The organism is Conexibacter stalactiti, assembly GCF_033542075.1.
GTDB classification, from domain to species: Bacteria; Actinomycetota; Thermoleophilia; order Solirubrobacterales; family Solirubrobacteraceae; genus Conexibacter; species Conexibacter stalactiti.
The window spans coordinates 1-25,853 of record NZ_JAWSTH010000063.1 but is presented as its reverse complement, the minus strand read 5'-3'; the positions used below and the strand labels follow the sequence as shown (position 1 = coordinate 25,853).

The 25,853-nt window shown below is 67.7% G+C and carries 19 protein-coding genes and 3 rRNA genes; 4 read left to right on the top strand and 18 right to left on the bottom strand.

What is annotated here, in order from left to right:
- Positions 1-58 precede the first annotated feature (58 nt).
- A complete protein-coding gene (locus R7226_RS20455) occupies positions 59-391 on the bottom strand; it encodes a hypothetical protein (RefSeq protein WP_318599164.1) in 333 nt (110 codons plus the stop codon).
- Between the two features lie 127 nt (positions 392-518).
- Here R7226_RS20455 and R7226_RS20450 point away from each other — a divergent pair, with 127 nt between their 5' ends.
- A complete protein-coding gene (locus R7226_RS20450) occupies positions 519-1,619 on the top strand; it encodes an isocitrate/isopropylmalate family dehydrogenase (protein WP_318599163.1) in 1,101 nt (366 codons plus the stop codon).
- A gap of 222 nt (positions 1,620-1,841) precedes the next feature.
- Positions 1,842-2,216 carry a hypothetical protein gene (locus R7226_RS20445; protein ID WP_318599162.1) on the top strand — a complete coding sequence of 125 codons (375 nt, stop codon included), beginning with the start codon at positions 1,842-1,844 and terminating at the stop codon, positions 2,214-2,216.
- 357 nt (positions 2,217-2,573) lie between these two features.
- Here the strand turns inward: R7226_RS20445 and rrf are convergent.
- The 5 genes from rrf to tyrS all read right to left on the bottom strand — a co-directional run bounded on the left by rrf (position 2,574) and on the right by tyrS (position 9,874).
- Positions 2,574-2,690: ribosomal RNA gene (gene rrf / locus R7226_RS20440) — 5S ribosomal RNA — on the bottom strand.
- A gap of 71 nt (positions 2,691-2,761) precedes the next feature.
- Positions 2,762-5,761: ribosomal RNA gene (locus tag R7226_RS20435) — 23S ribosomal RNA — on the bottom strand.
- 268 nt (positions 5,762-6,029) lie between these two features.
- Positions 6,030-7,577: ribosomal RNA gene (locus R7226_RS20430) — 16S ribosomal RNA — on the bottom strand.
- The 16S, 23S and 5S rRNA genes sit together here, the layout of an rRNA operon.
- 610 nt (positions 7,578-8,187) lie before the next feature.
- Positions 8,188-8,670: a hypothetical protein gene (locus R7226_RS20425; protein WP_318599161.1), complete on the bottom strand. Its 483-nt coding sequence runs from the start codon at positions 8,668-8,670 to the stop codon at positions 8,188-8,190.
- 7 nt (positions 8,671-8,677) lie between these two features.
- Positions 8,678-9,874: a tyrosine--tRNA ligase gene (gene tyrS / locus R7226_RS20420; protein WP_318599160.1), complete on the bottom strand. Its 1,197-nt coding sequence runs from the start codon at positions 9,872-9,874 to the stop codon at positions 8,678-8,680.
- A 109-nt stretch (positions 9,875-9,983) separates the two neighbouring features.
- Between tyrS and R7226_RS20415 the strand changes: the two genes are divergently transcribed.
- Complete coding sequence (locus R7226_RS20415) at positions 9,984-12,413, top strand: transglycosylase domain-containing protein (protein ID WP_318599159.1); 2,430 nt, start codon at positions 9,984-9,986, stop codon at positions 12,411-12,413.
- Positions 12,414-12,453: 40 nt separating this feature from the next.
- Here R7226_RS20415 and R7226_RS20410 read toward each other — a convergent pair whose 3' ends face one another.
- The 12 genes from R7226_RS20410 to R7226_RS20355 form a co-directional block, all read right to left on the bottom strand.
- Positions 12,454-13,101, bottom strand: a complete 648-nt coding sequence (locus tag R7226_RS20410; RefSeq protein ID WP_318599158.1) for a DNA-3-methyladenine glycosylase — start codon at positions 13,099-13,101, stop codon at positions 12,454-12,456.
- Positions 13,098-14,456 carry an argininosuccinate lyase gene (argH, locus tag R7226_RS20405; protein ID WP_318599157.1) on the bottom strand — a complete coding sequence of 453 codons (1,359 nt, stop codon included), beginning with the start codon at positions 14,454-14,456 and terminating at the stop codon, positions 13,098-13,100. The genes R7226_RS20410 and argH overlap by 4 nt, the downstream gene beginning before the upstream one ends.
- Positions 14,457-14,519: 63 nt before the next feature.
- Positions 14,520-15,641, bottom strand: a complete 1,122-nt coding sequence (locus tag R7226_RS20400) for a DegT/DnrJ/EryC1/StrS family aminotransferase (RefSeq protein WP_318599156.1) — start codon at positions 15,639-15,641, stop codon at positions 14,520-14,522.
- Positions 15,638-17,248, bottom strand: coding sequence for a citramalate synthase (gene cimA, locus R7226_RS20395; RefSeq protein WP_318599155.1), 1,611 nt, complete (start codon positions 17,246-17,248; stop codon positions 15,638-15,640). The genes R7226_RS20400 and cimA overlap by 4 nt, the downstream gene beginning before the upstream one ends.
- A 12-nt stretch (positions 17,249-17,260) precedes the next feature.
- Entirely contained in the window at positions 17,261-18,196 is a 936-nt protein-coding gene (locus tag R7226_RS20390; protein WP_318599154.1) for a branched-chain amino acid transaminase, read from the bottom strand.
- 9 nt (positions 18,197-18,205) lie between these two features.
- Positions 18,206-19,231 carry a 3-isopropylmalate dehydrogenase gene (gene leuB, locus R7226_RS20385; protein ID WP_318599153.1) on the bottom strand — a complete coding sequence of 342 codons (1,026 nt, stop codon included), beginning with the start codon at positions 19,229-19,231 and terminating at the stop codon, positions 18,206-18,208.
- A 12-nt stretch (positions 19,232-19,243) separates the two neighbouring features.
- Positions 19,244-19,804: a 3-isopropylmalate dehydratase small subunit gene (leuD, locus tag R7226_RS20380; RefSeq protein ID WP_318599152.1), complete on the bottom strand. Its 561-nt coding sequence runs from the start codon at positions 19,802-19,804 to the stop codon at positions 19,244-19,246.
- A 6-nt stretch (positions 19,805-19,810) separates the two neighbouring features.
- Entirely contained in the window at positions 19,811-21,181 is a 1,371-nt protein-coding gene (gene leuC / locus R7226_RS20375) for a 3-isopropylmalate dehydratase large subunit (protein WP_318599151.1), read from the bottom strand.
- 60 nt (positions 21,182-21,241) lie between these two features.
- Complete coding sequence (locus R7226_RS20370) at positions 21,242-21,832, bottom strand: helix-turn-helix domain-containing protein (protein ID WP_318599150.1); 591 nt, start codon at positions 21,830-21,832, stop codon at positions 21,242-21,244.
- 94 nt (positions 21,833-21,926) lie between these two features.
- Complete coding sequence (locus R7226_RS20365) at positions 21,927-22,289, bottom strand: cupredoxin domain-containing protein (RefSeq protein WP_318599149.1); 363 nt, start codon at positions 22,287-22,289, stop codon at positions 21,927-21,929.
- Between the two features lie 9 nt (positions 22,290-22,298).
- On the bottom strand, positions 22,299-23,675 hold the full coding sequence (locus R7226_RS20360) for a NosD domain-containing protein (protein ID WP_318599148.1): 1,377 nt from the start codon (positions 23,673-23,675) through the stop codon (positions 22,299-22,301).
- A gap of 29 nt (positions 23,676-23,704) precedes the next feature.
- Positions 23,705-24,853 (bottom strand): multicopper oxidase domain-containing protein, encoded by a 1,149-nt coding sequence (locus tag R7226_RS20355; protein ID WP_318599147.1) that lies wholly within the window; start codon positions 24,851-24,853, stop codon positions 23,705-23,707.
- 358 nt (positions 24,854-25,211) lie between these two features.
- Here R7226_RS20355 and R7226_RS20350 point away from each other — a divergent pair.
- On the top strand, positions 25,212-25,853 hold a 642-nt coding region (locus R7226_RS20350; protein ID WP_318599146.1), incomplete at its 3' end, for a TetR/AcrR family transcriptional regulator.

The window sequence follows — 25,853 nt, the reverse complement described above, 5'->3', positions numbered from 1 at the left end:
GCGTCTCGCCCGCGACGCCTCACCCGCGTGGCGCGCCGCGCGTCTCGCCCGCGACGCCCTACTGCCAGCGCCCGCCGGCGGCCGCCCACGTCTTCATGTGGTCGGTCGAGCAGAAGGCGTCGGCGATGCGGTACTCGCCGCGGTGGCGGACGAGCAGCACGCGCGTCTCGTCGAGCGCGGCGTCGCAGTGGGCGCATCTCGCGAGGCCGGGCTCCTCCCGCGGCTCCTGCGCGAGCGTCCCGGCGCCCCAGTGCGGACCCTGGATCGCCCACGGCACGACGTGCTCGAGGCGGCAGAAGGCGGCAAGCCGCTCACCGGCCTGCTCAGCCGCGCGGTAGCCCTCGTCGGACCCGATCTCGACACCGCACCAGCTGCACCGCAGAGCGTCCACGAGCCAGACCCTAGCGCCGCGGCACGACGCCCGGCCCGCGCACGGCGGCGCGACAGCGCTCGACGCACGTTCGATTCAGGCGCTCCCACAGGTTTTCGGGGCGGCCTCCTCGGCTATCGTCCGGCGCATGTCCGAGCCGCTGAAGATCACGATCCTCGAAGGCGACGAGACAGGCCAGGAGCTGCTCGACCAGGCCGTGCGCGTGCTCGATCCCGAGGTGACGGGTCTCGCGCTCGAACTGGAGCGCTTCGACCTCTCGCTCGAGAACCGCCGCGCGACGCAGAACGCCGTCGTCCACGAGGCCGCCGTCGCGATGCGCGCGTCCGGCTTCGGCATCAAGGCCGCCACGATCACGCCGGAGGGCGCCGACGACGTCGGCTCGCCGAACCGCATCCTGCGCGAAGAGGTCGACGGCAAGGTCATCATCCGCACCGGCCGCCGCATCCCGGGCGTGACGCCGATCGCCGGCGTCCACTACCCGATCTCGATCGTCCGCATGGCGATCGAGGACGCCTACGGCGCCAAGCAGTGGCGTGAGGGCAGCGCCGGCGCCGACGACGAGGTCGCCTACCGCACCGAGCACATCACCCGCTCGACCTGCCGCGCCGTCTCCGAGTACGCCTTCCGCGCGGCGCGCGGGATGCAGGCGCGCGTCTACGGGGGGCCGAAGTGGACCGTCTCCCCCGTCTACGAGGGAATGCTGAAGGAGGAGATGGACGCGGCCGCGCAGCGCCATCCGGACGTCTCCTACGAGCCGGTCCTGATCGACGCGACATACGCCGGCCTGGTCGGCGGCGCCGCCGACGAGCCGCTGGTGGTGCCGGCGCTCAACCGCGATGGCGACTGCCTCTCGGACCTCGTCCTGCCGATGTTCGGCTCGATCGCGGGCGCGGAGTCGGTCCTGCTCGGCTTCGACGAGAACTACCAGACCCAGGTCGCGATGGCCGAGGCGCCGCACGGGACCGCGCCGGCGCTGAGAGGCAAGGACGTCGCGAACCCGATGGCGATGCTGTTGGCCGCGGGAGCAGTGCTGCGAAATGCCGCCGAGCGCGAGCATCCCGGCGCCGAGCGCGCCTCGCGCGCGATCTACGAATCGGTGCTGGAAGCGATCGCCACCGGCGTCAAGACTCCCGACCTCGGCGGCCACGCCGGCACGACCGAGTTCACCGACGCCGTGATCGCGCGGATCCGGACGAAGATCGAAGTCTGGTCAACGCTCGGCTCCTAGCCGAGCCGGGCCGCGCGCCCCCATCTCTCGCAGCACCCCGCAGCGCCCCGACCGGGGCGCTGCGTCGTTTCGGGAGCGAACAGACGCTCGCGTCCGCTGCAACTTCTCTTGCAGCGTCTTGCACGAACCTTTCCCGGAAATACGGGACATTCTGCAGTTCTCAATACCTCGGAGCGACCCTGGAGCGATTCCATCCGAGAGCAGCACTACCTTCACGAACACATGTTCTCTTCACGTGCACCCAAGCTGATCGGCGCGGCGCTGATGGACCTCGCCGAGGCGATGCTCCGTCCCGTCGACGACGAGGAGCTGGAGCGCACCGATCGCGCGAGCGACGACGTCTCCGCGATCGCGCACCCGCGCGCCGACCGGCGCCGCGCATCCACCCCGGCTCCTCAGCTGCGGACACGCCTCGCGAGCACGAGCGACGACTGGTTCACCGAGCTGCCGTTCGCACCCGAGCTCGGCCGTCCCCACCGCCGCGAAGCGCGCCTCGAGCGCCGCCGGCGCCCGGGCACGATCGCTCGCCCGGTGCAGCCGTGCAGCTCGCCGCTGTCGCCGAAGCCGGCCACGGCCGTGCCCCGCGCGGGCAGCTAGACCGCGCGCTCCGGCAGGCCGCCGCCGGCGGCTGAGCGATCACACCGCTGAGCCATCACCGCTGAGCCATCACATCGCTGAGCCTTCACGCCGACCGGCACGCACGCCGGGCCGAGGAGCGTCATCTGGGACACCCCGAGGGGGCGCCAAATGACGCTCCTCCCGGCGATGAACTGGTGCGCGCCTCAGCCGAAGCGGGCGCACTCCTCAGCGGCAGTGGCTGAAGCGGGCCAGCGCTTTGGCAGGCGCGCGGCTTCACGCGGGCGCAGCTGCAGAGGGCCCGACAACTGCCTCAGAATCGGGCCTGAACGACGAAAAAGCCCCAGCCGCCGGGTGGCGACTGAGGCTATAAGAAAAAACCGGCGGCGTCCTACTCTCCCAGGCCCTTGCGGGCCAAGTACCATCGGCGCTGAGAGGCTTAACGGCTCTGTTCGGAATGGGAAGAGGTGTTTCCCTCTCGCTATAGCCACCGGAAAACGTGCGAGACCACGCGTTCTCCGCGGGCCTTCAAAACTGCACAGCGCCATTGAGACGGGTATCAAAAATCCGTCAAGCCCTCGAACAATTAGTACCAGTCTCCTACGAGCGTTACCGCTCTTCCAGATCTGGCCTATCAACCTGGTGGTCTTCCAGGGTTCTTACTCCCTCAAGGGGATGGGAGAGCTCATCTTGAGGTTGGCTTCCCGCTTAGATGCCTTCAGCGGTTATCCAATCCGCACGTAGCTAACCTGCTATGCCCTTGGCAGGACAACAGATACACCAGAGGTGCGTTCATCCCGGTCCTCTCGTACTAGGGACAAATCCTCTCAACTCTCCAACGCCCACGGCAGATAGGGACCGAACTGTCTCACGACGTTCTGAACCCAGCTCGCGTACCGCTTTAATGGGCGAACAGCCCAACCCTTGGGACCAACTACAGCCCCAGGATGCGACGAGCCGACATCGAGGTGCCAAACCGGGCCGTCGATGTGGACTCTTGGGCCCGATAAGCCTGTTATCCCCGGAGTACCTTTTATCCGTTGAGCGACGGCACTTCCACTTGCTACCGCCGGATCACTAAGACCTGCTTTCGCACCTGCTCGACCTGTCGGTCTCGCAGTCAAGCTCCCTTGCTGCCTTTGCACTCTACGCACGATTTCCAACCGTGCTGAGGGAACCTTTGTGCGCCTCCGTTACATTTTGGGAGGCGACCGCCCCAGTCAAACTACCCGCCTGGCACTGTTCACCGCCCGGATTCACGGCGCGGTGTTAGAAACCCAACACATCAAGGGTGGTATCTCAAAGTTGGCTCCACACCAGCCGCAGCCGGTGCTTCCAAGCCTCCCACCTATTCTGAGCGAAATGGGCCGAATTCCAATACCAGGGTGTAGTAAAGGTTCACGGGGTCTTTCCGTCTAGCCGCGGGTACTCGGCATCTTCACCGAGACTGCAATTTCACCGAGCCCCTCGTTGAGACAGCGTCCAAGTCGTTACGCCATTCGTGCAGGTCGGAACTTACCCGACAAGGAATTTCGCTACCTTAGGACCGTTATAGTTACGGCCGCCGTTTACCGGGGCTTAGCTTCGGTGCTTCGGGCGAACCCTAACACCTCCACGTAACCTTCCGGCACCGGGCAGGCGTCAGCCCCTATACGTCGTCTTTCGACTTAGCAGAGACCTGTGTTTTTGGTAAACAGTCGCTTGGACCTATTCACTGCGGCCCCCTCGGGCTCCAGCGGTAAACGCTTTCACCCTACTAGGGCGCCCCTTATCCCGAAGTTACGGGGCGATTTTGCCGAGTTCCTTAACGAGGGTTATCTCGATCACCTTAGTATTCTCTACTTGCCCACCTGTGTCGGTTTTGGTACGGGCACGCGTGTTCTCCCTAGAGGCTTTTCTTGGAGGCATGGCGTAAGGGACTCGCCGGCTCAAAGCCAGCTGGCATCGCACCTCGGGTTAAGCAGACCCGCATTTCACTAGGTCCACCCCTACATGCTTACCCCAGGACTACCATCGCCTGGGTTCCCGTAGCCTTCCCCGTCCCCCCATCGGTCAAGCGAACACGACGTGGTACAGGAATATCAACCTGTTGGCCATCGACTACGCCTTTCGGCCTCGCCTTAGGTCCCGACTAACCCTGAGCAGACGAACTTTACTCAGGAATCCTTAGGCAATCGGTGGAAGGGATTCTCACCCTTCTTTCGTTACTCATGCCGGCATTCTCACTTCCGAAGCCTCCACGGCTGGGTTACCCCGCCGCTTTACTGGCATCGGAACGCTCTCCTACCGCGCGATCGACTCGAAAGTCTCACGCACCCGCAGCTTCGGTAGCTAGCTTAAGCCCCGTTACATTATCCGCGCTCGAACACTTGACCAGTGAGCTGTTACGCACTCTTTCAAGGGTGGCTGCCTCTAAGCCAACCTCCTGGTTGTCTATGCACTCGAACATCGTTTGCCACTTAGCTAGCATTTGGGGACCTTAGCTGGCGGTCTGGGCTGTTTCCCTCTTGACGCTGAAGTTTATCCCCCAGCAACTGACTCCCGGAGTAAACGTATTGGTCTTCGGAGTTTGCCTGAAGTTGGTAACCTGGTAGGGCCCCGCGTCCAAACAGTGCTCTACGGCCAATACGCAAATTTATCCGAGGCTATACCTAAATATATTTCGGAGAGAACCAGATATCACTGAGCTTGATTAGCCTTTCACTCCGACCCACAGGTCATCCGCCCAGTTTTTAACCTAGGTCGGTTCGGTCCTCCACGAGGTCTTACCCCCGCTTCAACCTGCCCATGGGTAGCTCGCTCAGTTTCGGGTCTACCGCCTACGACTATGTCGCCCTATTCGGACTCGCTTTCGCTACGGCTCCGCTCATCGCTTAACCTTGCCGCAGACGAGTAACTCGCCGGCTCGTTATGCAAAAAGCACGCGGTCACAGAACAAGTCTGCTCCCACCGCTTGTAGGCACGCGGTTTCAGGTACTATTTCACTCCCCTTCCGGGGTACTTTTCACCTTTCCCTCACGGTACTAGTCCGCTATCGGTCACCTAGGAGTACTTAGCCTTGGAGGGTGGTCCCCCCAGCTTCAGTCCGCGTTTCACGGGCGCGGACTTACTCAGGAACGCTTGACAGGAGGTCATGGGGTTTCGTCTACGGGACGGTTGCCCTCTTTGGTGAGCCGTTCCAGGCTCTTCGACTACCGCATGACTTTGTAACTCCTGCCGGGTTAGCCATAACCCGGAACAAACGCCCTACAACCCCTGCTGTGCAACGCATGGCCGCTTACACACAACAGGTTTGGGCTGATCCCTTTTCGCTCGCCACTACTCAGGGAGTCTCGGTTGATTTACTTTCCTCGGGGTACTGAGATGTTTCACTTCCCCCGCTTGTCTCCAACCCGACTATGTGTTCATCGGGAGGTAACGCCGCATTACCAGCGCTGGGTTTCCCCATTCGGAAATCCGCGGGTCAAAGGCTATTCAGCGCCTCACCGCGGCTTATCGCAGCCGTTCACGTCCTTCATCGACTCTAGGTGCCAAGGCATCCACCGTGTGCCCTTACTATCTTGACGGTGATCTGATCAACGAATTGATCGGTGATACCCGTTTCATTGGCTACTGTGCAGTTTTCAAGGTCCGTGGAGAGGCGGCGCCTTCAAGTCTCGTCCGTGGCTAAGCCAAGCAGACGAGACCGGCGAAGGCCGGTCTCTCAAAACTCAACAGCATGTATATGACCCCATCAGAGCCTAAAGCTCGTCAGTGTCACACGACCAGGTTTCGGTCGACGTACTAGTTCCGATCGACAAGCGATCAGACGGCTTCGTGAGAAGCCTTCCCTAGAAAGGAGGTGATCCAGCCGCAGCTTCCGCTACGGCTACCTTGTTACGACTTCACCCCAGTCACGAGCCCCACCTTCGACGGCTCCCTCCCTTGCGGGTTAGGCCACCGGCTTCGGGTGTTGCTCACTCCCGTGGTGTGACGGGCGGTGTGTACAAGGCCCGGGAACGTATTCACCGCGGCAATGCTGATCCGCGATTACTAGCAACTCCGCCTTCATGCAGGCGAGTTTCAGCCTGCAATCCGAACCGAGACGCGCTTTAAGGGATTCGCTCCACCTCGCGGTATCGCAGCCCTCTGTACGCGCCAATGTAGCACGTGTGTAGCCCTGGACATAAGGGGCATGATGACTTGACGTCATCCCCACCTTCCTCCGGTTTGTCACCGGCAGTCTCGCATGAGTCCCCAACTAAATGCTGGCAACATGCGACGGGGGTTGCGCTCGTTGCGGGACTTAACCCAACATCTCACGACACGAGCTGACGACAGCCATGCACCACCTGTGAACCTGCCCCGAAGGGAAGCCGTGTTTCCACGGCGGTCAGGCACATGTCAAGCCCAGGTAAGGTTCTTCGCGTTGCGTCGAATTAAACCACATGCTCCGCTGCTTGTGCGGGCCCCCGTCAATTCCTTTGAGTTTTAGCCTTGCGGCCGTACTCCCCAGGCGGGGCACTTAATGCGTTAGCGTCGGCACGGAGGGAGTCGACACCCCCCACACCTAGTGCCCATCGTTTACGGCGTGGACTACCAGGGTATCTAATCCTGTTTGCTCCCCACGCTTTCGCGTCTCAGCGTCAGTCACGTCCCAGCGAGCTGCCTTCGCCATTGGTGTTCCTCCTGATATCTGCGCATTTCACCGCTACACCAGGAATTCCACTCGCCTCTTCCGGACTCGAGCTCGACAGTATCCACCGGCATTCCAGGGTTGAGCCCTGGACTTTCACAGCAGACTTATCGAGCCGCCTACACGCGCTTTACGCCCAATGATTCCGGACAACGCTCGCCCCCTACGTATTACCGCGGCTGCTGGCACGTAGTTAGCCGGGGCTTCTTCTGAAGGTACCGTCACTCCGAACGTCTATTCAACGCCGAAGCTTCGTCCCAACTGAAAGGAGTTTACAATCCGAAGACCGTCTTCCTCCACGCGGCGTTGCTGCGTCACGCTTTCGCGCATTGCGCAAGATTCCCTACTGCTGCCTCCCGTAGGAGTCTGGGCCGTGTCTCAGTCCCAGTGTGGCTGATCGTCCTCTCAGACCAGCTACCCATCGGAGCCTTGGTGAGCCGTTACCTCACCAACAAGCTAATGGGCCGCGGGCCCATCCTGATGCGGTTAGCCGAAGCTACCTTTCCAAATCGACCTTGAGGTCGAAAAGCACATTTGGTATTAGCCCGAGTTTCCTCGGGTTGTCCCAATCATCAGGGCAGGTTACCCACGTGTTACTCACCCGTTCGCGGCTTTGCCCCAGGGCAAGCCCTGGTTCGTCGCTCCACTTGCATGTATTAGGCACGCCGCCAGCGTTCGTCCTGAGCCAGGATCAAACTCTCCGTGAAGAACTACATACTTCATAGAGAGCGTCGCGATGCTCGCACAAGGGGTTCCCTAGTACACAAGCGGGAGACCCGGAGCATCGGACAGGGTACTTCTAATGACTCAATGACATGACCGTTAATTCTCACCACGCTGACGTAAGTGAGAAGGTCACATTCGAAACCTGGACGCACCGATCTTCGTCAGGCCGAAGCCTCAGTGGATCAGTGCACATGCTGTTGAGTTTTCAAAGACCGCCGTGCCTCTCGGGAGGGGATTCCTCCGTCTGACACGCGCTGAGCGCTATATGCTCTCAGTGCGGGGCGCGAAAGTATAGCGCACTCAGGCGCGGAGTGGAAGCTTAGCGCTTCCGCTCCCCGGTGCTGACCCTTTCGCTTGGTCTGTCCGGGCGGCCCGTGCTGCTCCGCGTCGAGAACTATACAGATGCCTCTCAGAGATGCGTCCACGGTGTGAAGAAGCGGCGAAAGTCCCCGTACTGACGGGCTTTTTCGGCCCTCGGGCAGGGTTCTGACGCGCTTTTCAGGCCGGTTTTGGCACGTAGACGCTCTCTTTCGCAGGGGCGAAGTTCTGGGAAAACCAGCTGTGACGGGCAAAATTGCCCGAAAGAAATTTCTACGCGAGCATCGCGGCCGTGTTCACACGCCTCCATGCGGGGTTTCGGAGCCATTCGGGCGCCGGTTGCGCGGCGAAGACCTGAGGGCACCGGCGCGGCGGTGCGCCCGCGGCCGCGCCGACGCGTGCGCGAGCGGTCGCGCGTGCGCGCGCGAGGCGCGGGCCGCAACTCACCGCGGGAAGTCTGTCCGGGTGAACGGCATCGAGATCGGCGAGCGCGGTGGCTGGCGCCACGACGGTCGTCGCGATCGGAAGGTGGCCGGCGCCGCGAACTCGCGAGGTCAAGCGCGGCCGTTCGGTGAAGTCGCCGGCGCCGCGAACCAGCGCCGTCGGGCGCGGCCGTTCAGTGAAGTCGCCGGCACCGCGAACCAGCGCGGTCGGGCGCGGCCGGTCGGTCAGGTCGCTGGAACGGCGGTGGCGGGTGTCGCGCACCCGGCCGTCAGCGGCGGTCTCCAACTGCAACATGTCGCAGGAGACCGCCATCGCTCGCTCAGTTGCCCCGCAGGCGGACGAAGCGGCGCTTGCCGAGCTGGAGGACTCTTCCCTCCAACTCGCTCACGGGCCGGTCGAGCGGATCGGCCGCGAGCGGCTCGCCGTCGAGCTTGACCCCGCCCTGTCTCAGCTGCCGTCGCGCCTCCGAACTGGAGACGCCGAAGGCGCTGGCGAGCAGGGCTGGCAGGTGGACCTCTCCACCCCCGCCGTCATCCAAGACGGCGTCTGGCATCTCGTCCGGTGGCCGGTGTTCGAGATGGACGCGGTCGAACTGCGCCTCCGCCGCCACGGCGGCGGGATCGTCATGGAAGCGCGCGACGAGCGTCCGCGCGAGCGCGCGCTTGGCGTCGCGTGGCCCGAGGTCGGGCGGCGGCGGCTCACCGAGCAGCAGCTGGTACCAGGTGCCGAGCGCCTCGTCGGGCAACCGCAGCGTCTTGCCGTAGATCTCCTCCGGCGGCTCGGTCACCCCGATGTAGTTGCCGAGCGACTTCGACATCTTTCTGACGCCGTCGATCCCCGGCAGGATCGGCATCGTCAGGATCACCTGCTCTGGCTTGCCGTAGGTGCTCTGAATGTCACGCCCGAGCAGCAGGTTGAACTTCTGGTCGGTGCCGCCGAGCTCGACGTCGGCGTCGACGGCGACTGAGTCGTAGCCCTGCAACAGCGGATACAGCAGCTCGAGGATCGAGATCGGCGCTTGCGCCTGATAGCGCTTGGCGAAGTCGTCGCGCTCGAGAATCCGCGCGACCGTGGTCGTGCGCGCGAGCCTGAACAGCTCCTCGGTGCGCATGTCGAGCCATTCGCCGTTTCGCCGGACCTCCAGCCGGTCCGGGTCGAGCACCTTCAGCGCCTGCTCCTGGAACGTCGTCGCGTTGGCGTCGATCTGCTCCCCGGACAACACCGGCCGCGTCGAGGAGCGTCCGCTCGGGTCCCCCACACGCGCGGTGTAGTCGCCGACGATCAGCACCACCGTGTGCCCCAGGTCCTGGAACTCGCGCAGCTTGCCGAGCACGACCGTGAAGCCGAGGTGGATGTCTGGCGCGGTCGGATCGATCCCCAGCTTCACGCGCAATGGCCGTCCCTCGCGCGCGGCCTCCTCCAGCTTGCGCTGCAGTCCGCCCGCGGGCAGGCAGTCGACCGCGTTGCGCGCCAGCCATGCGGCCGTCGCCGCGGGCGTGGAGGTCTGGGTTGCCATGGACCCCCAATGCTAGACTGAAACTCCCGGTGAGGCCCTTGTCGTCAGGCCTGCCACATCGGCGAGACGTCCTCAGAGCATGCGGGGACCTGCATCGCCGACACGACACATGAGCTTCGACGGGAACACACCCAAGCCGGGCCGCAGCCGCCCCAGGCTGCCCCGCCTCCGCCGCCGGCGGCGGCGCGAGGGCAAGCCGAAGATCAAGAAGCTGCGGCTGCTCTCCATCCTCTTCGGCCTCTCGCTGCTGGCGGTGGTCTCGACCGTCTTCGGAATGATGATGGCGGTCGCCTCCGACCTGCCGGACCTCGAGAACAGACAGCAGTACAAGGACAACAAGCACAACTCCGTGCTGCTCGACTACCGCGGCCGCAGACTCGGGATCCTGCAGAACAACGACAACGTCGTGCTGGTGACCGACAGACAGATCGCGCCCGCGATGAAGCACGCGATCATCGCGATCGAGGACAAGCGCTTCTACGAGAACGCCGGCTTCGACCTCAAGGGCATCGGGCGCGCGGTCGTGCAGGACGTCACCAGAGGCGGCGCGGTGCAGGGCGCCTCGACGATCACGATGCAGTTCGTCAAGAACGCGCTCGAGGCGCAGAACAGACGAACACCCTTCCAGAAGCTGAAGGAGGCGGCGCTCGCCTACCACCTGACGCGGCAGTGGTCGAAGACGAAGATCCTCACCGAGTACCTCAACCAGATCTACTTCGGCAACGGTGCTCACGGGATCGAGTCGGCGGCGCGCGTCTACTTCGGCAAGCGCCACGCCTTCGGACAGGCCGGCGGCTGCGGCACGTCGAGAATGAACATGTGCGCGGCGCAGCTGACGACGCCCGAAGCGGCGATGATCGCCGCCGTCGTCGCCTCGCCGAGCCTCTACGACCCGATCCAGAACCCTGACAACGCGAAGGCGCGCCGCGATCTCGTGCTGCGCTACATGCGCGACCAGGGCTACATCACCGCGTCCGAGTACGCCGAGGACATCCACGATCCGCTGCCGACGCAGGACGACCTGACGCCGCCGCAGGAGACGTCGGAATCGCCCTATTTCACCAGCTGGATCCGCCAGCAGGTCGTCGACCACTTCTCCGCGTTCAGAGCGTTCAACGGTGACCTGCAGATCACGACGTCGCTCGACCTCGACCTGCAGAGAGCGGCCGAGGACACGATCAACCAGATGCTGCCGCCCGACTCCGGGCTGCCGTCGGCATCACTGGTCGCGATCGACAATCGCACCGGCGAGGTGCGCGCGATGGTCGGCGGCAGCGACTACACGACGCGGCCGTTCAACCTCGCCACGCAGGGCCAGCGCCAGCCTGGATCGACCTTCAAGCCGTTCACGCTCGTGACGGCGCTCGAGAACGGCATCTCGCCGGACAACGTCTACTCCTCCACGCAGAAGGAGTTCCCGGTCCCCGGGACCGGCGGCAAAGAGGCGTTCATCGTCAGAAACTACGGCGACGCCTACGCCGGCTCGGCCTCGCTGCGCAGCGCCACGACGACCTCCGACAACTCCGTCTACGCGGAGGTCGGGATCCAGGTCGGGACGAAGAAGATCGCCCGCACCGCCAAGAAGCTCGGCATCCGCACGCCGATCTCGACCAACCTCGCGATGACGCTCGGCGGCCTCAGAGAGGGCGTCACGCCGCTCGACATGGCGCACGCCTACCAGACGATCGCGACCGGCGGCAAGCGCGTCTGGAACGATGATCTGGGCGCGCCAGATCGCGGCCCGATCGGCATCCACATGGTCAGAGACGGCGACGGCAAGATCATCGAGGACAACCGCAGATCGCTCGACGCCAAGCAGGTGATCGACCCCGCGATCGCGGCCGAGACGAGAGCGATCATGGAGTCCGTCGTCTCCTACGGCACCGGCACCAAGGCGCAGGTCTCCGGCACGATCGTCGCCGGCAAGACCGGCACGACCGAGAACTACGGCGACGCCTGGTTCGTCGGCTGGAACGACCAGCTGACGATCGCGATCTGGGTCGGCTACCCCGACAGACTGATCCCGATGCTGACCGAGTACGCCGGCGAGCCGGTCGCGGGCGGCACCTATCCCTCGCTGCTGTTCCACAACTTCCTCACGTCCGCGCGCGCGATCTTCGACCAGCGCAGAGCCGAGGCCGAGGCGCTGAAGGCCGGCGACGATCCGGCCGACGTCGAGGTCGAGTCGACCGACGACGACAGCTCCGACGACGAGCTGTACACCGCGCCCGACACCGGCGGCGGCGACACCGGCGGCACCACGGCCGGCACGCCCGACGACACCGGCGCCGCGACCGACGACGGGACCGGCGGGACGACCGGCGACACCGGCGGCGGCACGACCGGCGGCGGCGACACCGGCGCGGCGGACGGCGGCGGCGGCGCCGAGACGCCCGTCACACCGCCGGACACCGGCGGCGGCGACACCGGTGGGACCGACGGCGGCGGGGGCGGCACCGAGACGCCCGTCGCACCGCCCGACACCGGCGGTGGCGACACCGGCACCGAAGGCGGCGGCGCCGCCGCGCCGACGCCCTAGCGGGCGCTGCGTTCGCGACAGCGCCGCGGGAGGTCGCCCGTCAGCGCCGCGGCGCGACCGCGAGACCGGGCGGCCACGGCTTCGAGACGCAGCGGTTGCCGCGCTCGCAGAAGCGCCACGGCAGCTCGACGGCCTTTCTGATCCCGATCCGCGTGCCGGCGACCAGCCGCGGCGCCGGGCGGTCTGTCGGGCGCGGCAGGATCCGCAGCGGACCGTCGACGAGGTCGGCCTCGTTCTCCCCCAGCTCGATCGCGAGCGCCTGCGTCAGCTTGCCCGGGCCGGAGCAGAGGTCCTCGACGCGCTCGAGGCGGCGCCGGTGGCGCATCAGCTCGATCTCCTCGAGCGGTTCGAGCGCGCGGATCAGGACCGCGGCGCCGACGCCCTCCGGCTCGCAGACGGCGTTGACGAGCGCGTGGATCCCGTAGGAGCGGTAGACGTAGGCCTTCCCCGGCGGGCCGAACAGCGGCCGCGTGCGCGCGGTCAGGCCGACGTAGGCGTGGCAGGCCGGCTCAGAGTCGTGGTATGCCTCGGTCTCGACGATCACGCCGCTGACGCCGTCGTGCTCCAGCACGCAGCCGACGAGGTCGCGCGCGACCTCGACGACGGGGCGGGCGTAGAAGCCATGGTCGAGCGCGCGCGGCAGGGCGCCGCGCACCGCTCTGTCAGGTCGCGCGCGCGGGCCGCTCACGCCAGCAGCGCGCGGGCCTTGTCGAGCTGCTCGCGCACGCGTCGCTGGCTGGTGCCGCCTTCGGAGTCCTTCGACTCCAGCCAGCGGTCGCCGCGCAGCACCTCGTAGTACTCGTCGTCGAGCAGCTCGGACTGCTCGCGGATCTCCTCCGGCGTCAGCTGCGTCAGCGTGCGGCCGCTGTCGACCGCCTTCTTGACGAGGCCGGCGACGACGCCGTGGCACTCGCGGAACGGCATCCCCCTGCGCACGAGCAGGTCGGCGACGTCGGTCGCGGCCGGGAACTCGTCGCTGGCCGCCTCGGCCATCCGCTCGCGGTCGAAGACGATCCCGCCGATCATGCCGGTCGCCGCGGCGAGGCAGACCTCGAGCGTGTCGACGGCGTCGAAGAGATGCTCCTTGTCTTCCTGCATGTCCTTGTTGTAGGTCAGCGGGAGGGCGTGCATCGTGCCCTGGAGCGCGACGAAGTGACCGGCGATCCGCGGCGCCTTCGCGCGCAGCAGCTCGGCCGCGTCGGGGTTCTTCTTCTGCGGCATGATCGAGGAGCCCGACGCCCACGCGTCGGAGACCTCGGCGAAGGCGAACTCGCTGCTTGACCACAGCACGATCTCGGCACCGAGGCGCGAGAGGTGGGTCGCGCAGGTCGACGCGGCGGCGAGGTAGTCGAGCACGAAGTCGCGGTTGGAGACGGCGTCGATCGAGTTCTCCGCGACGCCGGCGAAGCCCAGCTCGCGCGCGACCAGCTGGCGGTCGGTGTCGAAGTTGACGCCGGCCAGGGCGCCCGCGCCGAGCGGCAGTCTCGCGGTCGCGCGCTCGACGGCGGCGAACTTCTCCAGGTCGCGCGACAGCATCCAGACGTACGCGAGCAGGTGGTGGCTGAGGTAGACCGGCTGCGCCCGCTGCAGATGGGTGTAGCCCGGCATCTTCCAGTCGAGGTGGGCCTCCGCCGCGCTCACCAGCGCGCCCATCAGCCCCTTGATCGCCGTCTGCGCCGCCTGCGCGTGCGCGCGCGTGAAGAGCGCGACGTCGGTCGCGACCTGGTCGTTGCGCGAGCGGGCGGTGTGCAGCTTGCCCCCGACACGGCCGGCGAGCTGCGTGATCCGCCGCTCGATCGCCATGTGGATGTCCTCGTCGTCGGGCTCGAACGGGAACGAGCCGTCGTGCAGCTCCTGCTCGACCGTGTCGAGCGCGCGCAGCAGCGCGTCGCGGTCGTCGGCGCCGATGATCGCCTGCGCGGCGAGCATCTTCGCGTGCGCGCGCGAGAGATCGACGTCGTAGGGGCCGAGGCGCCAGTCGAAGCCGATCGACGCGTTGAGCTGCTGGAAGACGGGGTGCTGGGGCTCGCTGAAGCGGGACATGGCGGCGAGTCTACGCGGCGGGGCCCGCGATCCGCCGCGTGGCGGGCGTCGCGCGCCGCGCCGTCAGGCGGTCAGGACCGCGCGCAGCTCCTCGACGACGCGCGCGACCTGGCCCTCGCTCATCGCCGGGAAGAACGGCAGCGCGATCGAGCGCGCGGAGACGTCCTCGGTGACGGGGAACTGGCCCTCGCGGTAGCCGAAGCGCTCGCGGTAGAAGCTCATCAGGTGGATCGCCGGCAGATACGGCTTGCTCTGGATCCCGCGCGCGGAGAGCGCGCGGATCGTCTCGTCGCGGTCGACCGACCTCGGCAGCTGCACGACGAAGACGAACCAGCCGCGTCTGTTCCCGTCGGCGTCGTCGCACGGCAGCGTCAGGTCGTCGACGGGATCGGCCGCGAAGGCGGCGCGGTAGGCGTCGGCGACCCGTTGGCGCTGCTCCAGCAGGAACGGCAGCCGCTGCATCTGCACGATCCCGACGGCGCAGGCGATGTCGGAGAGGCGGTAGTTGAAGCCGAGCCGGTCGTGGTCGAGCCAGCCCATCTCGGGTGCGCGGCCCTGGTTGCGCTCGGAGTCGATCCGCTCCTTCGTCGCCGCGTCGCCGATCGCGACCATGCCGCCTTCGCCGGTGGTGATCTGCTTGTTGGCGTAGAAGGCGAAGACGGCCGGATGACCGCGTCCGCCGACCGGCGTGCCGTCGGCGTGGACGGCGCCGAGCGCCTCGCAGGCGTCCTCGACGATCGGCAGGCCGAGCTGCTCCAGCGCCGGCGTGTCGGCGGGGTAGCCGAAGATGTGGACCGGCAGCAGCGCGGTCGTGCGCTCGGTGACGGCAGCGGCCGCGGCGGCCGGGTCGAGGTTGAGCGTGACCGGGTCGATGTCGGCGAAGACCGGTCGCGCGCGCTCGTAGACGGCGGCGTTGGCCGAGGCGACGAACGAGAAGGGGCTCGTGACGACCTCGTCGCCGTCGCTGACGCCAGCGGCGCGCAGGCCGAGGTGGAGGCCGGCCGTCCCGCTGGAGACGGCGGCGGCGTACGGGACGCCGAGCCGGTCGACGAACGCCTGCTCGAATTCCGGCACGCGCGGCCCCAGCGAGAGGTGGCCGGAGCGCAGCACCTCCAGCACGCGCGCCTCCTCCTCGGGGCCGAGGAACGGCTTGGCGACCGGGATCACGTCGGTCGCGGCGCTCATGACGCCGGGCGGGCGGCGTCGCGCGACGCCGGCGGAGCCAGCTCCCGGCCCGGCTGGACGGCGTACTCGAGCGAGTCGACGAGCGCGAACCAGGAGGCGGCGATGACGTTCTCCGAGACGCCGATCGAGCCCCACACGTCGTGGCCGTCGGAGGCGTCGAGCAGCACACGCGTGACCGCCTCGGTGCCCTTCGTCTCGTCGAGGATGCGGACCTTGAAGTTGACGAGGCCGGTGTCGTCGAGGTGCGGGTGGGTGTCGCCGAGCACCGAGCGCAGCGCGCTGTCGAGCGCGTGGACGGGGCCGTTGCCCTCGCCGGTGCGGACGTAGCGCTCGCCGTCGATCCAGATCTTGATCGTCGCCTCGGTCTCGACCTTGCCGTCGGCGCGCTGCTCGACGATCACGCGCCACGACTCGAGCGTGAAGAGCGGCTCGTACTGACCCGACTCCCTCCGCAGCAGCAGCTCGAACGAGCCGTCGGCGGCCTCGAACTGGTAGCCGCCGTGCTCCAGCTCCTTGACGCGGTCGATCACGCGGCGCGCGGCGGCGTCGTCGAGCGTGATCCCCGCCTCCTCGGCCGCCGCCTGGACCGTGCCCTTGCCGCCCAGCTCGGAGATCAGCAGCTCGCGCGCGTTGCCGACGAGCGCCGGATCCATGTGCTCGAAGGTGCTGGCGTCGGCCATCACGCCGGCGACGTGCATGCCGCCCTTGTGCGCGAAGGCGTTCTTGCCGACGTACGGCTGGTCGGCGTTCGGCGTGCGGTTGAGCAGCTCGTCGAGGTAGTGCGCGGTGTCGGTCAGCGTCGCGAGCTGCTCCGCGCTGATGCAGTCGTGGCCGAGCTTCAGCTGCAGGTTCGGCACGATCGTCGTCAGGTTGGCGTTGCCGCAGCGCTCGCCGTAGCCGTTCATCGTCCCCTGCACCTGCGTCGCGCCGGCCTCGACGGCCGCGAGTGAGTTGGCGACGCCGACGCCGGCGTCGTCATGGCAGTGGATGCCGATCTTCACGCCGGTGTCGGCGAGATGGGCCCTGATGTCGGCGATCGCGGTCGCGATCTGGCCCGGCAGGTGGGCGCCGTTGGTGTCGCACGGGACGACCGTCTCTGCGCCGGCCTCGGCCGCGGCGCGCAGGCAGCGCAGCGCGTAGTCGCGGTCCGCGTGCCAGCCGTCGAAGCAGTGCTCGGCGTCGTAGATCACGCGCTTGCCCTGCGCGACGAGGAAGGCGACCGACTCCTCGATCATCCGCAGGTTCTCGTCGCGGTCGACTTTGACGACCTTCTCCAGGTGCAGGCTCCAGGTCTTGCCGACGATCGTCGAGACCGGCGCGAACGAGTCGGCCAGCACGCGCAGCGCCGGGTCGTCCTCGGCGCGCGTGTCGCGCCGGCGCGTCATCCCGAACGCCGCGATCTGGGCGCCGGCGAAGGTCTCGCGCGAGAGCAGCTCGAACAGCTCCAGCTCCTTCGGATTGGAGCTGGGGAAGCCGGCCTCGATCAGCTGCACGCCGAGCGCGTCGAGCCGGTGCGCGACGCGCAGCTTCTCCTCGGCGGAGAGCGACATGCCCTCCCCCTGCATCCCGTCGCGCAGGGTCGTGTCGTACAGCTCGATCGCGGTCATCGGGTCACGTGCTCAGGCACTCTGGGCGGGGACCGGCACGATGTCGTTCCACGCCGAGTAGCGCTCGGCGCGCGCGTGCAGCGCGTCGTCGAAGACCTGCTGCAGCCGCTTGGTGACCGGGCCCGGCTCGCCGCTGCCGACGGGGCGGTCGTCGATCTCGCGGATCGGCGTCAGCTCGGCGGCGGTGCCGGTCATGAAGATCTCGTCGGCGATGTACAGCTCGGCGCGTGCGAGATCTCTCTCGATCAGCTCGAAGCCCTCGTCCTTGGCGATCTGCATCACCGAGCGGCGGTTGATGCCGTTGAGGATGCCGCCGCTCTCGGTCGGCGTGAAGATCTTGCCGTCGCGCACGAGGAAGAGGTTCTCGCCGGTGCCCTCGCAGACGTTGCCCTGGCTGTCGAGCAGGATGCCCTCCTCGTAGCCGGCCTTGTGCGACTCGATCTTCGCCAGCACGCTGTTGAGATACTGGCCGCTCGCCTTCGCATGCGGGATCAGCGACTCGCCGCTGATGCGGCGCCAGCTGGAGACCTTGGCGCGCACGCCTCTGGTCTTGCCCTCGTCGCCGAGGTAGGCGCCCCACGACCACGCCGCTATCGCGACCTCGACCGGCGCGTCGAGCGGGTTGAGGCCCATCACGCCCGCGCCGCGGTAGATCAGCGGCCGGATGTAGCAGGAGGGCAGGCCGTTGGCGGCGATCAGCTCGTGGATCGCGGTCTTGATCTGCTCCTGCGTGTACGGCACCGGCATGTAATAGAGGCCGGCGGAGGCGAACAGCCGCTCGATGTGCTCGTGATTGCGGAAGATCGCCGTGCCCTTGTCCGTCTCGTAGGCGCGGATGCCCTCGAAGACGCCGGTGCCGTAGTGCAGGGCGTGCGTCAGTACGTGGACCTTCGCGTCCTCCCAGGCGACGAGCTCCCCGTTCATCCAGATGAGGTCCGCTTGGTCCACGACTGCTCCTTACAGGTTGGTCAGCACGGCCTGGGCCGCTTCTGCGGTGGTGGCGCTGCCGCCCAGGTCGGCCGTGCGCAGGCCGTCGGCCAGCGCCCGATCGACCGCGGATTCTACCGCCGATGCCTCGGCCTCCATCGCGAAGCCGTGACGCAGCAGCAGCGCGGCCGACAGGAACATCGCCAGCGGGTTGGCGATCCCCTTGCCGGCGATGTCCGGCGCGGAGCCGTGGACGGGCTCGAACAGGCCCGGGCCGTCGCCGCCCAGCGACGCGCTCGGCAGCAGGCCGATCGAGCCGGTCAGCATCGCCGCCTCGTCGCTGAGGATGTCGCCGAACATGTTCTCGGTGACGATCACCTCGAAGCTGGTCGGGTTGGAGACGAGCTGCATCGCCGCGTTGTCGACGAGCACGTGCTCCAGCTCGATCTGCGGGAACTCCTCGGCGTGGATCCGCAGCACGACCTCGCGCCACAGCCGCGAGGACTCCAGCACGTTGGCCTTGTCGACGCTCGTCAGCTTCGTTCTCGTCGCCTGGAACGCCGTCCGCACGATCCGCTCGATCTCCTCGACGGAGTAGATCATCGTGTCCCACGCCGAGCCGTCCTTGCGGCCGCGGTCGCCGAAGTAGAGGCCGCCGGTCAGCTCGCGCACGACGAGCAGGTTGGTGCCATCGATGATCTCGCGCTTCAAGGGGCTTGCGTCATAGAGCGCCGGAACCGGGCGCACCGGGCGGAGGTTGGCGTACAGGCCGAGCGCCTTGCGCAGCCCGAGCAGGCCCTGCTCCGGGCGGGGCTTCGTCGGGTCGGTCGTGTCCCACTTCGGCCCGCCGACGGCCGCCAGCAGCACCGCGTCGGCGCGCTGGCAGGCAGCCGTCACCTCATCGGTGAGGGCGGTGCCGTGCGCGTCGATCGAGACGCCGCCGAAGAGATGCTCCTCGAAGGCGAACTCGCCGAGCTCGTTCAGCAGCTCGACCGTCGGCGCGGTGATCTCCGGCCCGATGCCGTCACCGGGGAGGAGTGCGATCGTCTTGGTCATCGTGTCCTTGGTCTAGAGCGCGGTCGTGACGGGGCCGGAGCGCTCGCGCCGCTGCTCGTAGGCGGCGAGCGCCTCGTCCTGCTGCAGCGTCATCGCGATGTCGTCGAGGCCGTTGAGGAGGCGGTGCTTGATCTGCTCGTCGATCTCGAAGCTCGCCTGGCCGCCATCCCAGCGCACCTCCTGCGCGGCGAGGTCGACCTGGACCGAGTCGGAGGCGGCGATCGCCTCGACGTCGGGGCGCGCCAGCTCGATCGGCAGCAGGCCGCACTTCGTGCAGTTCGATCTGAAGATGTCGGCGAAGCTCTCGGCGACGATCGCCTTGAAGCCGTAGTCCTCCAGGCCCCATGGCGCGTGCTCGCGCGAGGAGCCGCAGCCGAAGTTGCGGCCGGTGACGAGGACCTGGTTTCTTGGCAGGTCCCAGCCGTCCTCCTTCGCCCAGTCGTAGAAGAGGTACTCGCCGAAGCCGGTGCGCTCGACCCGCTTGAGGAACTGCTTGGGCATGATCTGGTCGGTGTCGACGTCGTCGCGCATCAGCGCCGACACTCTCGAGGTGATCGTCTCGAACGGTTCCATCAGGGATCAGCTCCAGGTGCGGATGTCGACGAAGCGGCCTTCGATCGCCGCGGCGGCGGCCATCTGCGGCGAGACCAGGTGGGTGCGGCCGCCGCGGCCCTGACGGCCCTCGAAGTTGCGGTTCGAGGTCGAGGCGCAGCGCTCGCCCGGGGAGAGCGTGTCCGGGTTCATGCCGAGGCACATCGAGCAGCCCGCGACGCGCCAGTCGAAGCCGGCGGCGCGGAAGATCTCGTCGAGCCCCTCGGCCTCGGCCTGCGCCTTGACCTCCTGCGAGCCCGGCACGACCATCGCGCTGACGGTCGGGGCGACCTTGCGGCCCTTGACGACCTCGGCGGCGGCGCGCAGGTCGCCGATGCGGGAGTTGGTGCAGGAGCCGATGAAGACGCGGTCGAGCGTGATCTGCTCGATCGGCGTGCCGGCCTCCAGGCCCATGTAGTGCAGCGCGCGCTCGTGACCCTCGCTCTGCGGCTGCGGGACGGCGCTGGCGACGTCGGTGACCATGTCGGGCGCGGTGCCCCACGTGACCTGCGGCGAGATTCTGCTCGCGTCGATCACGATCACCTTGTCGAACTCGGCGCCCTCGTCGGTTCTGAGCGTCCGCCACTGCTTGACGGCCTCGTCGAAGTCTGCCCCCTGCGGCGCGGCCGGGCGGCCCTTGACGAACTCGAACGTGGTGTCGTCGGGGGCGATCATGCCCGCGCGGCCGCCGCCCTCGATCGTCATGTTGCAGATCGTCATGCGGCCCTCCATCGAGAGCCCCTCGATCACGGGGCCGGCGAACTCGACGACGTAGCCGGTCGCGCCGTCGGTGCCCATCTGGCCGATCGTGTGGAGGATCAGGTCCTTGGCGGTGACGCCGAAGCCGAGCTCGCCCTCGTATCTGATCAGCATGCTCTTCGGCTTCTTCTGCACGAGCGTCTGGGTCGCCAGCACGTGCTCGACCTCGCTCGTGCCGATGCCGAAGGCGAGCGAGCCGAAGGCGCCGTGCGTGGCGGTGTGGGAGTCGCCGCAGACGATCGTCATGCCCGGCTGCGTGACGCCGAGGTTGGGGCCTATGACGTGGACGATGCCCTGGCGCTCGGAGCCGAGCGAGTAGACCGGGACACCGAACTCCTCGCAGTTCTTCTCCAGCGTCTGCACCTGGATGCGACTCAGCTCGTCCTTGATGCGCGCGGCGACGGGGGTCCCGTCGGTCGGCGTGTTGTGGTCGGCGGTGGCGAGCGTGCGGTCGGGCCGGCGCACTCTGCGTCCGGCCATGCGGAGCCCGTCGAACGCCTGCGGGCTCGTCACCTCATGGACGAGGTGGAGGTCGACGTACAGCAGACCGGGGGCCACCTCGTGGGCGGCCCAGATCTTGTCGAACAGGGTCGTGGGCATCGGTGTCGTTGCTCCTTGGGCGGTAGGGGCGGTGGGACGTTGCTCGGGTGCTTGGCGGCGCTAGCTGCGCCGCAGTCCGGCGGAGACGATCGCCAGCAGCGACGCCTCCCCGGGGCCGGGGTTCTCGAAGTGGTGCGGGAGGTCGGCGTCGAACGTGACCGTGTCGCCGGCTTCCAGCGCGTAGGTGACGCCGTCGCAGTGCAGCACGACGCGGCCGGACTCGACCAGCGCCGTCTCGCGGCTGCCTGGCTCGTGCACGGGCGGGTCGCCGGGGCCGCCGGTCGCCGTGCCGCCGTCGAGCACGTGGCGCGACAGCTCGGCGCGCTGGCCTGGCAGCGGCGGGGTGAGGACCTCGTAGCGGTGGCCGGATGCCGTCGCCGGGCCTCTGCGGCGCTCGTCCTCACGGACGATCGTGACCGAGCCGGCCTCGTCGAGCCGCAGCAGCTGCGACAGGCTCAGGTCGAGCCCGTTGGCGATCCGTGCGGCGACCTGCAGCGTCGGGCTCGTCTCGCCGCGCTCGACCTGCGAGAGCATCGGCGCCGAGACGCCGGAGCGCTCGGCGAGGTCGCGCAACGAGAGGTCCATCGCTTCCCGCAGCGCGCGCACGCGCGAGCCGATCAGGGCGACGGAGCTGGCTTCGGCGGTGGCCATGGTCGTCTGTACGTTATCACGTACAGGCGTACTGGGTGGGGCGCCGCGCGCCGCCCGTGCCGGCGGCGCGCTGCCCTCTCCCCTCGCGTGCGGACTACTTGACGACGATCGTCTGGCGCATCACCGTCGCGTGATAGGTGCAGAAGAGTCTGTACGTGCCCTTGACTCTCAGCGTTCTCGCGTAGGTGATGCCGGCGGTCGCCGTCGGCGAGGTGAACTTCTTCACGCCTCTCGGTCCCGATCTGAGCTTGACGTCGTGGGGAGCGCTGTTGGCCGAATCCCACTCCCAGACGATCTTCGTGCCAGGTCTGACCGTCAGTCTCGCGGGCGTGTAGGCGTAGTCGATCACGCCCACCGTCTTCGTCGCGCCCTTCTTCCCAGCCCCGTGGGCAGGCAGCGCGAAGACGGCCGCCAGCAGCAGGACGGGAACGAGCAGGACGGTGAGGCGTCGGGACATGGGAGCTCCTTACTTCTTCTTCGGGCCTGAGTAGTGGACGAGCGGCGTGATGCCCTCGAACGGCGGATGGGCGTGCTGCACCCAGGCCGCCTCGTGCGTTCTGTCGCCGAGCCAGTTGACGGCGGTGATGTACGCGCTGTTGTCGATCGGGATCTCGCCTCTGAACGGGCACGGCTTCAACGTCGACCCCGTCAGCGGCAGCGTCTTCTGGACGCCGACGTTGCCGGAGAAGCAGTTGTCGGTGTTCGTCCCCCGGATCGTGCCCGGGTAGAAGAGGTCGTAGTTGTTGAGATCGGTGCCGTCGCGGCCGAAGACGTTGTCGGTCACGCTGATCCCGCGGATCGCCGCCTCGTCTCTGTCTCTCAGCTCGATCGCGTCAACGGCGCCGATCCCGACGAGGAAGTGACCCCAGACGCGGTTTCTCTCGATCGTCGTGTTCTGGCTGCCGTACAGCAGCACGCCCGAGCCGACCGGGTACGAGAGGCCCTTGGCGCCCTGCCGGACCTCGAACGGCGCTCCCCTGAAGTAGTTGAAGTTGTTCCAGAAGATGTCGTTGTCGACGATCACGTTCTCGTCGGCCGGCGGGTACTTCTCCGAATCGAGCGCGTTCGGGACGATGCCGAGGCCGTTGTTGTACCACTGCGACTTCGTGATCGTCGTGTAGCGCATGTTCGTGCCGGAGAAGCCGAGCTGGTTGCCCCACGCTCTGACGTTCTTGACGACCGAGCGGATCGGCTTGGACTGCGGCGGCGTCTCACCGATGTAGTAGCCGGCGTCGTTGTTGTAGAACGCCTCCGAGTTCGACATCTCGCCGCCCTTGGAGTGGAAGGCGTAGATGCCGTACGTGCCGCCCCAGCCGGCGACCAGGTTGGTGAACTTGTAGCCGTTGACGCGGATCGCGAAGAAGCCGTTGCCGAGGTAGTCGCGCGCGTAGAAGCCGTTGATCGTGACGCCGTCGGCGCCGTTGACCATCACGCCGTTCTGACGCTGCGCTCTGCTCAGCGAAGCGAGCGCGAGCACCGTTCTGCGCGGGTTCGACGGCGAGCCGATCAGCTTGATGTTGTCGTGTCTGTGACCGCTGATCGTGACGGTCTCTCTGTAGGTGCCGGGCGGGACCTTGACCGTGTCGCCCGGAAGCGTCTGGTCGACGGCCGCCTGGATCGTCAGCGAGCAGTTCGGCTTCTTGGCGCCTCTTCTCGCTCTCTTGACCGCCTTCGCCTGCTGCGCGGTGCAGACCTTGAAGGTCTTGCCGCCGCCGGGACGAGGCTTGACCTTGCCGGGGCTGGCGGGGCCGGGGTAGTCGGCCGCGATGGCCGCCGTCGGCACGGTCAGCGCGAGCGCCGCGGTGGCGACCGCGACGCGCGTGAGCCGGGTGGTGAGCCGCATGCACTGCTCCTCTCGTGAGCGTGACCCGATCATGCCGGGTCGACGATGTACCAGCCGGTCATCCCGGCGTCCTGGTGCGACATGACATGGCAGTGGTACATCCAGCGGCCGGGGTTGTCCTCGGTGAAGCGGGCGGTGATCGTCTCGAACGGGCCGAGCGTCGGCGTGTCCGTGTAATTGACGCCGCCCTGGTCTCTCCAGCGATGGCCGTGGATGTGGAAGGTGTGGAAGTCGTTGTTGCCGCCGATCACGTGGAAGGCGACGTCCTGGCCGACCTTCGCGCGGAACGTCGGCGTGTTGCCGGCGTAGGCGTAGCCGTTGATGCAGTGCAGCACGCGGTTCTGCCCGCTGACCTCGGGGCCGAACGAGTGGAACCAGACGATCTCCTCGACGTCGGGCCGCTTGACGCCCTTCTCGCGGATCACGATCGCGCCGAAGAGGCCGCGAAAGGTGTTGAGCGTGTGGTTGGGGCCGTGGTCGTGGTACGGCCAGACGCCGACCGAGTCGGGCGTCGCCTCCCACGTGTAGGTGAACTCCTCGCCGGGCGCGATGAAGCCGCCGACGCGCGTGAACGGGCCGAAGAACGAGCCGTCGTAGTCGGGCGTGTAGCGGACCCCGTGCGGGTGCATCGTGATCGCCTGGTTGAAGTGCGTGTCGCCGTTGCGGACGTGCACGACGAGCGTGTCGCCGACGTCGGCGTGCAGCGTCGGCCCGGGGATCGAGGGGCGCGCGATCGGCTCGGCGAAGCCCGGGCTGAAGAGCTGGTAGACGAAGGCGCGGAAGAGACGCTTTCTCTTCTTCTGCGGGACCGGTGCGCCCATCCACTCGTCGCGGCCGCTCGGAGCCCAGTCCCACATCAGCGAGCGGGCCTCGATCCAGTACTCGCGCGCTTGGCCGCCGGGCTGCGGCTGCGGCGTCGGGTACTTGTCCCTGTCACGCGGGTCGAGCGCGATCCGTCTCGGGCGTCTGACCTTCGCCGCGGCCTTGTCGGCCGAGGCGACCGCGCGAGCCGTCTCCTTCGGGTCTCTGCCGACGCTGCCGGTCGCGGCGAGCGTGCAGAACAGCGCGCTGCTGCCGCCGAGCGCGAGGAAGCCGCGGCGGTCGAGGCCGGCGCCGGCGCCCGCGAAGCGCGGTTGGGCTGATTCGGCGGCGGCGACCTGCGCGTCGAGGTCGCGCATGGCCTCGGCGGGCGTGGGCGCGCCGGGCGCCGGGGCGGGCGCGGCGTCGCGTGCGTCGGCGGGCGTGGGCTCGCCGTGCGCCGGGGCGGCGTCGCGTGCGTCGGCATGCCGCTGCGCATCCCCGGTGGGGACGTCCTCTCGCGCGATGGGGACCTCGCGGGACGGCTCCGTCCCGCGCTCTCGCGGTTCCTCTTCCACGTCTTCCTCCAACTCCGTGCGACGGGGCCGTCGCACGCGTGCCATTGTGACCGGGCCGGGCGCGATGTGCGGTATCGCACGACGACCTGCGTGCACTCTACGGGAGAAGCTGAACAAAAGTCCAGCCTTTGTGCGCGGCGGGGCTCTAGGATTGTCGGCGATGGCCACTGCGACGAAGGTGCGTCGAGCGCGCGGAGAGCGCCGCCGACGCGAGCTGCTCGAAGCCGCGCTCGCGGTGATCGACGAGCGCGGCGTGCAGGCGACGACGCACCGCGCGGTCGCCGAGGCGGCCGGCGTTCCGCTCGCGACGACGACCTACTACTTCGAGTCGATCGACCATCTGCTGGAGGACGCGCTGCTGCTGTTTGTCAGCGAGGAGGCGGCGCGCCTGCGCGCGCTGGCCGAGCAGCTGCGCGGCACGACCGCGACGCCGTACGAGATCGCCGAGCGGTTCGCGCGCGAGCTCGCCGAGGGCTCCCCGTGGCCGGTCCCGCTCAAGCGGGTGCAGTGGGAGCTGTACCTGGAGGCGTCGCGCCGGCCGAGGCTGCAGGCGGCGGCGCAGCAGTGCGTCGCGACCTACGTCGAGGTGACAGAGGCGGCGCTCGTCGCGGCCGGCGCGTCACGCGCCGCCGAGGGCGCGCGCCTGTTCGTCGCGCTCGCCGACGGCCTCGGCCTGCATGGGTCGTTCGTGGCGGGGGATGCGGCCGGTGCGGCGGTTGCGGGAGCGGCGGGCGCGGGTGCGGCGGACGCGGGCGCGGCGGTTGCGGGCGCGGGCGCGGCGGTTGCGGGCGCGGGCGCGGCG

What these genes read in the sequence shown, in the direction of transcription:
- R7226_RS20360 (WP_318599148.1), bottom strand. Translation starts at nt 23,675, where the DNA reads ATGCGGCTCACCACCCGGCTCACGCGCGTCGCGGTCGCCACCGCGGCG.
- R7226_RS20355 (WP_318599147.1), bottom strand. Translation starts at nt 24,853, where the DNA reads ATGCGCGACCTCGACGCGCAGGTCGCCGCCGCCGAATCAGCCCAACCG.
- R7226_RS20425 (WP_318599161.1), bottom strand. Translation starts at nt 8,670, where the DNA reads ATGGCGGTCTCCTGCGACATGTTGCAGTTGGAGACCGCCGCTGACGGC.
- cimA (WP_318599155.1), bottom strand. Translation starts at nt 17,248, where the DNA reads ATGACCGCGATCGAGCTGTACGACACGACCCTGCGCGACGGGATGCAG.
- R7226_RS20445 (WP_318599162.1), top strand. Translation starts at nt 1,842, where the DNA reads ATGTTCTCTTCACGTGCACCCAAGCTGATCGGCGCGGCGCTGATGGAC.
- R7226_RS20365 (WP_318599149.1), bottom strand. Translation starts at nt 22,289, where the DNA reads ATGTCCCGACGCCTCACCGTCCTGCTCGTTCCCGTCCTGCTGCTGGCG.
- tyrS (WP_318599160.1), bottom strand. Translation starts at nt 9,874, where the DNA reads ATGGCAACCCAGACCTCCACGCCCGCGGCGACGGCCGCATGGCTGGCG.
- R7226_RS20415 (WP_318599159.1), top strand. Translation starts at nt 9,984, where the DNA reads ATGAGCTTCGACGGGAACACACCCAAGCCGGGCCGCAGCCGCCCCAGG.
- leuC (WP_318599151.1), bottom strand. Translation starts at nt 21,181, where the DNA reads ATGCCCACGACCCTGTTCGACAAGATCTGGGCCGCCCACGAGGTGGCC.
- leuB (WP_318599153.1), bottom strand. Translation starts at nt 19,231, where the DNA reads ATGACCAAGACGATCGCACTCCTCCCCGGTGACGGCATCGGGCCGGAG.
- R7226_RS20450 (WP_318599163.1), top strand. Translation starts at nt 519, where the DNA reads ATGTCCGAGCCGCTGAAGATCACGATCCTCGAAGGCGACGAGACAGGC.
- leuD (WP_318599152.1), bottom strand. Translation starts at nt 19,804, where the DNA reads ATGGAACCGTTCGAGACGATCACCTCGAGAGTGTCGGCGCTGATGCGC.
- R7226_RS20370 (WP_318599150.1), bottom strand. Translation starts at nt 21,832, where the DNA reads ATGGCCACCGCCGAAGCCAGCTCCGTCGCCCTGATCGGCTCGCGCGTG.
- argH (WP_318599157.1), bottom strand. Translation starts at nt 14,456, where the DNA reads ATGTCCCGCTTCAGCGAGCCCCAGCACCCCGTCTTCCAGCAGCTCAAC.
- R7226_RS20400 (WP_318599156.1), bottom strand. Translation starts at nt 15,641, where the DNA reads ATGAGCGCCGCGACCGACGTGATCCCGGTCGCCAAGCCGTTCCTCGGC.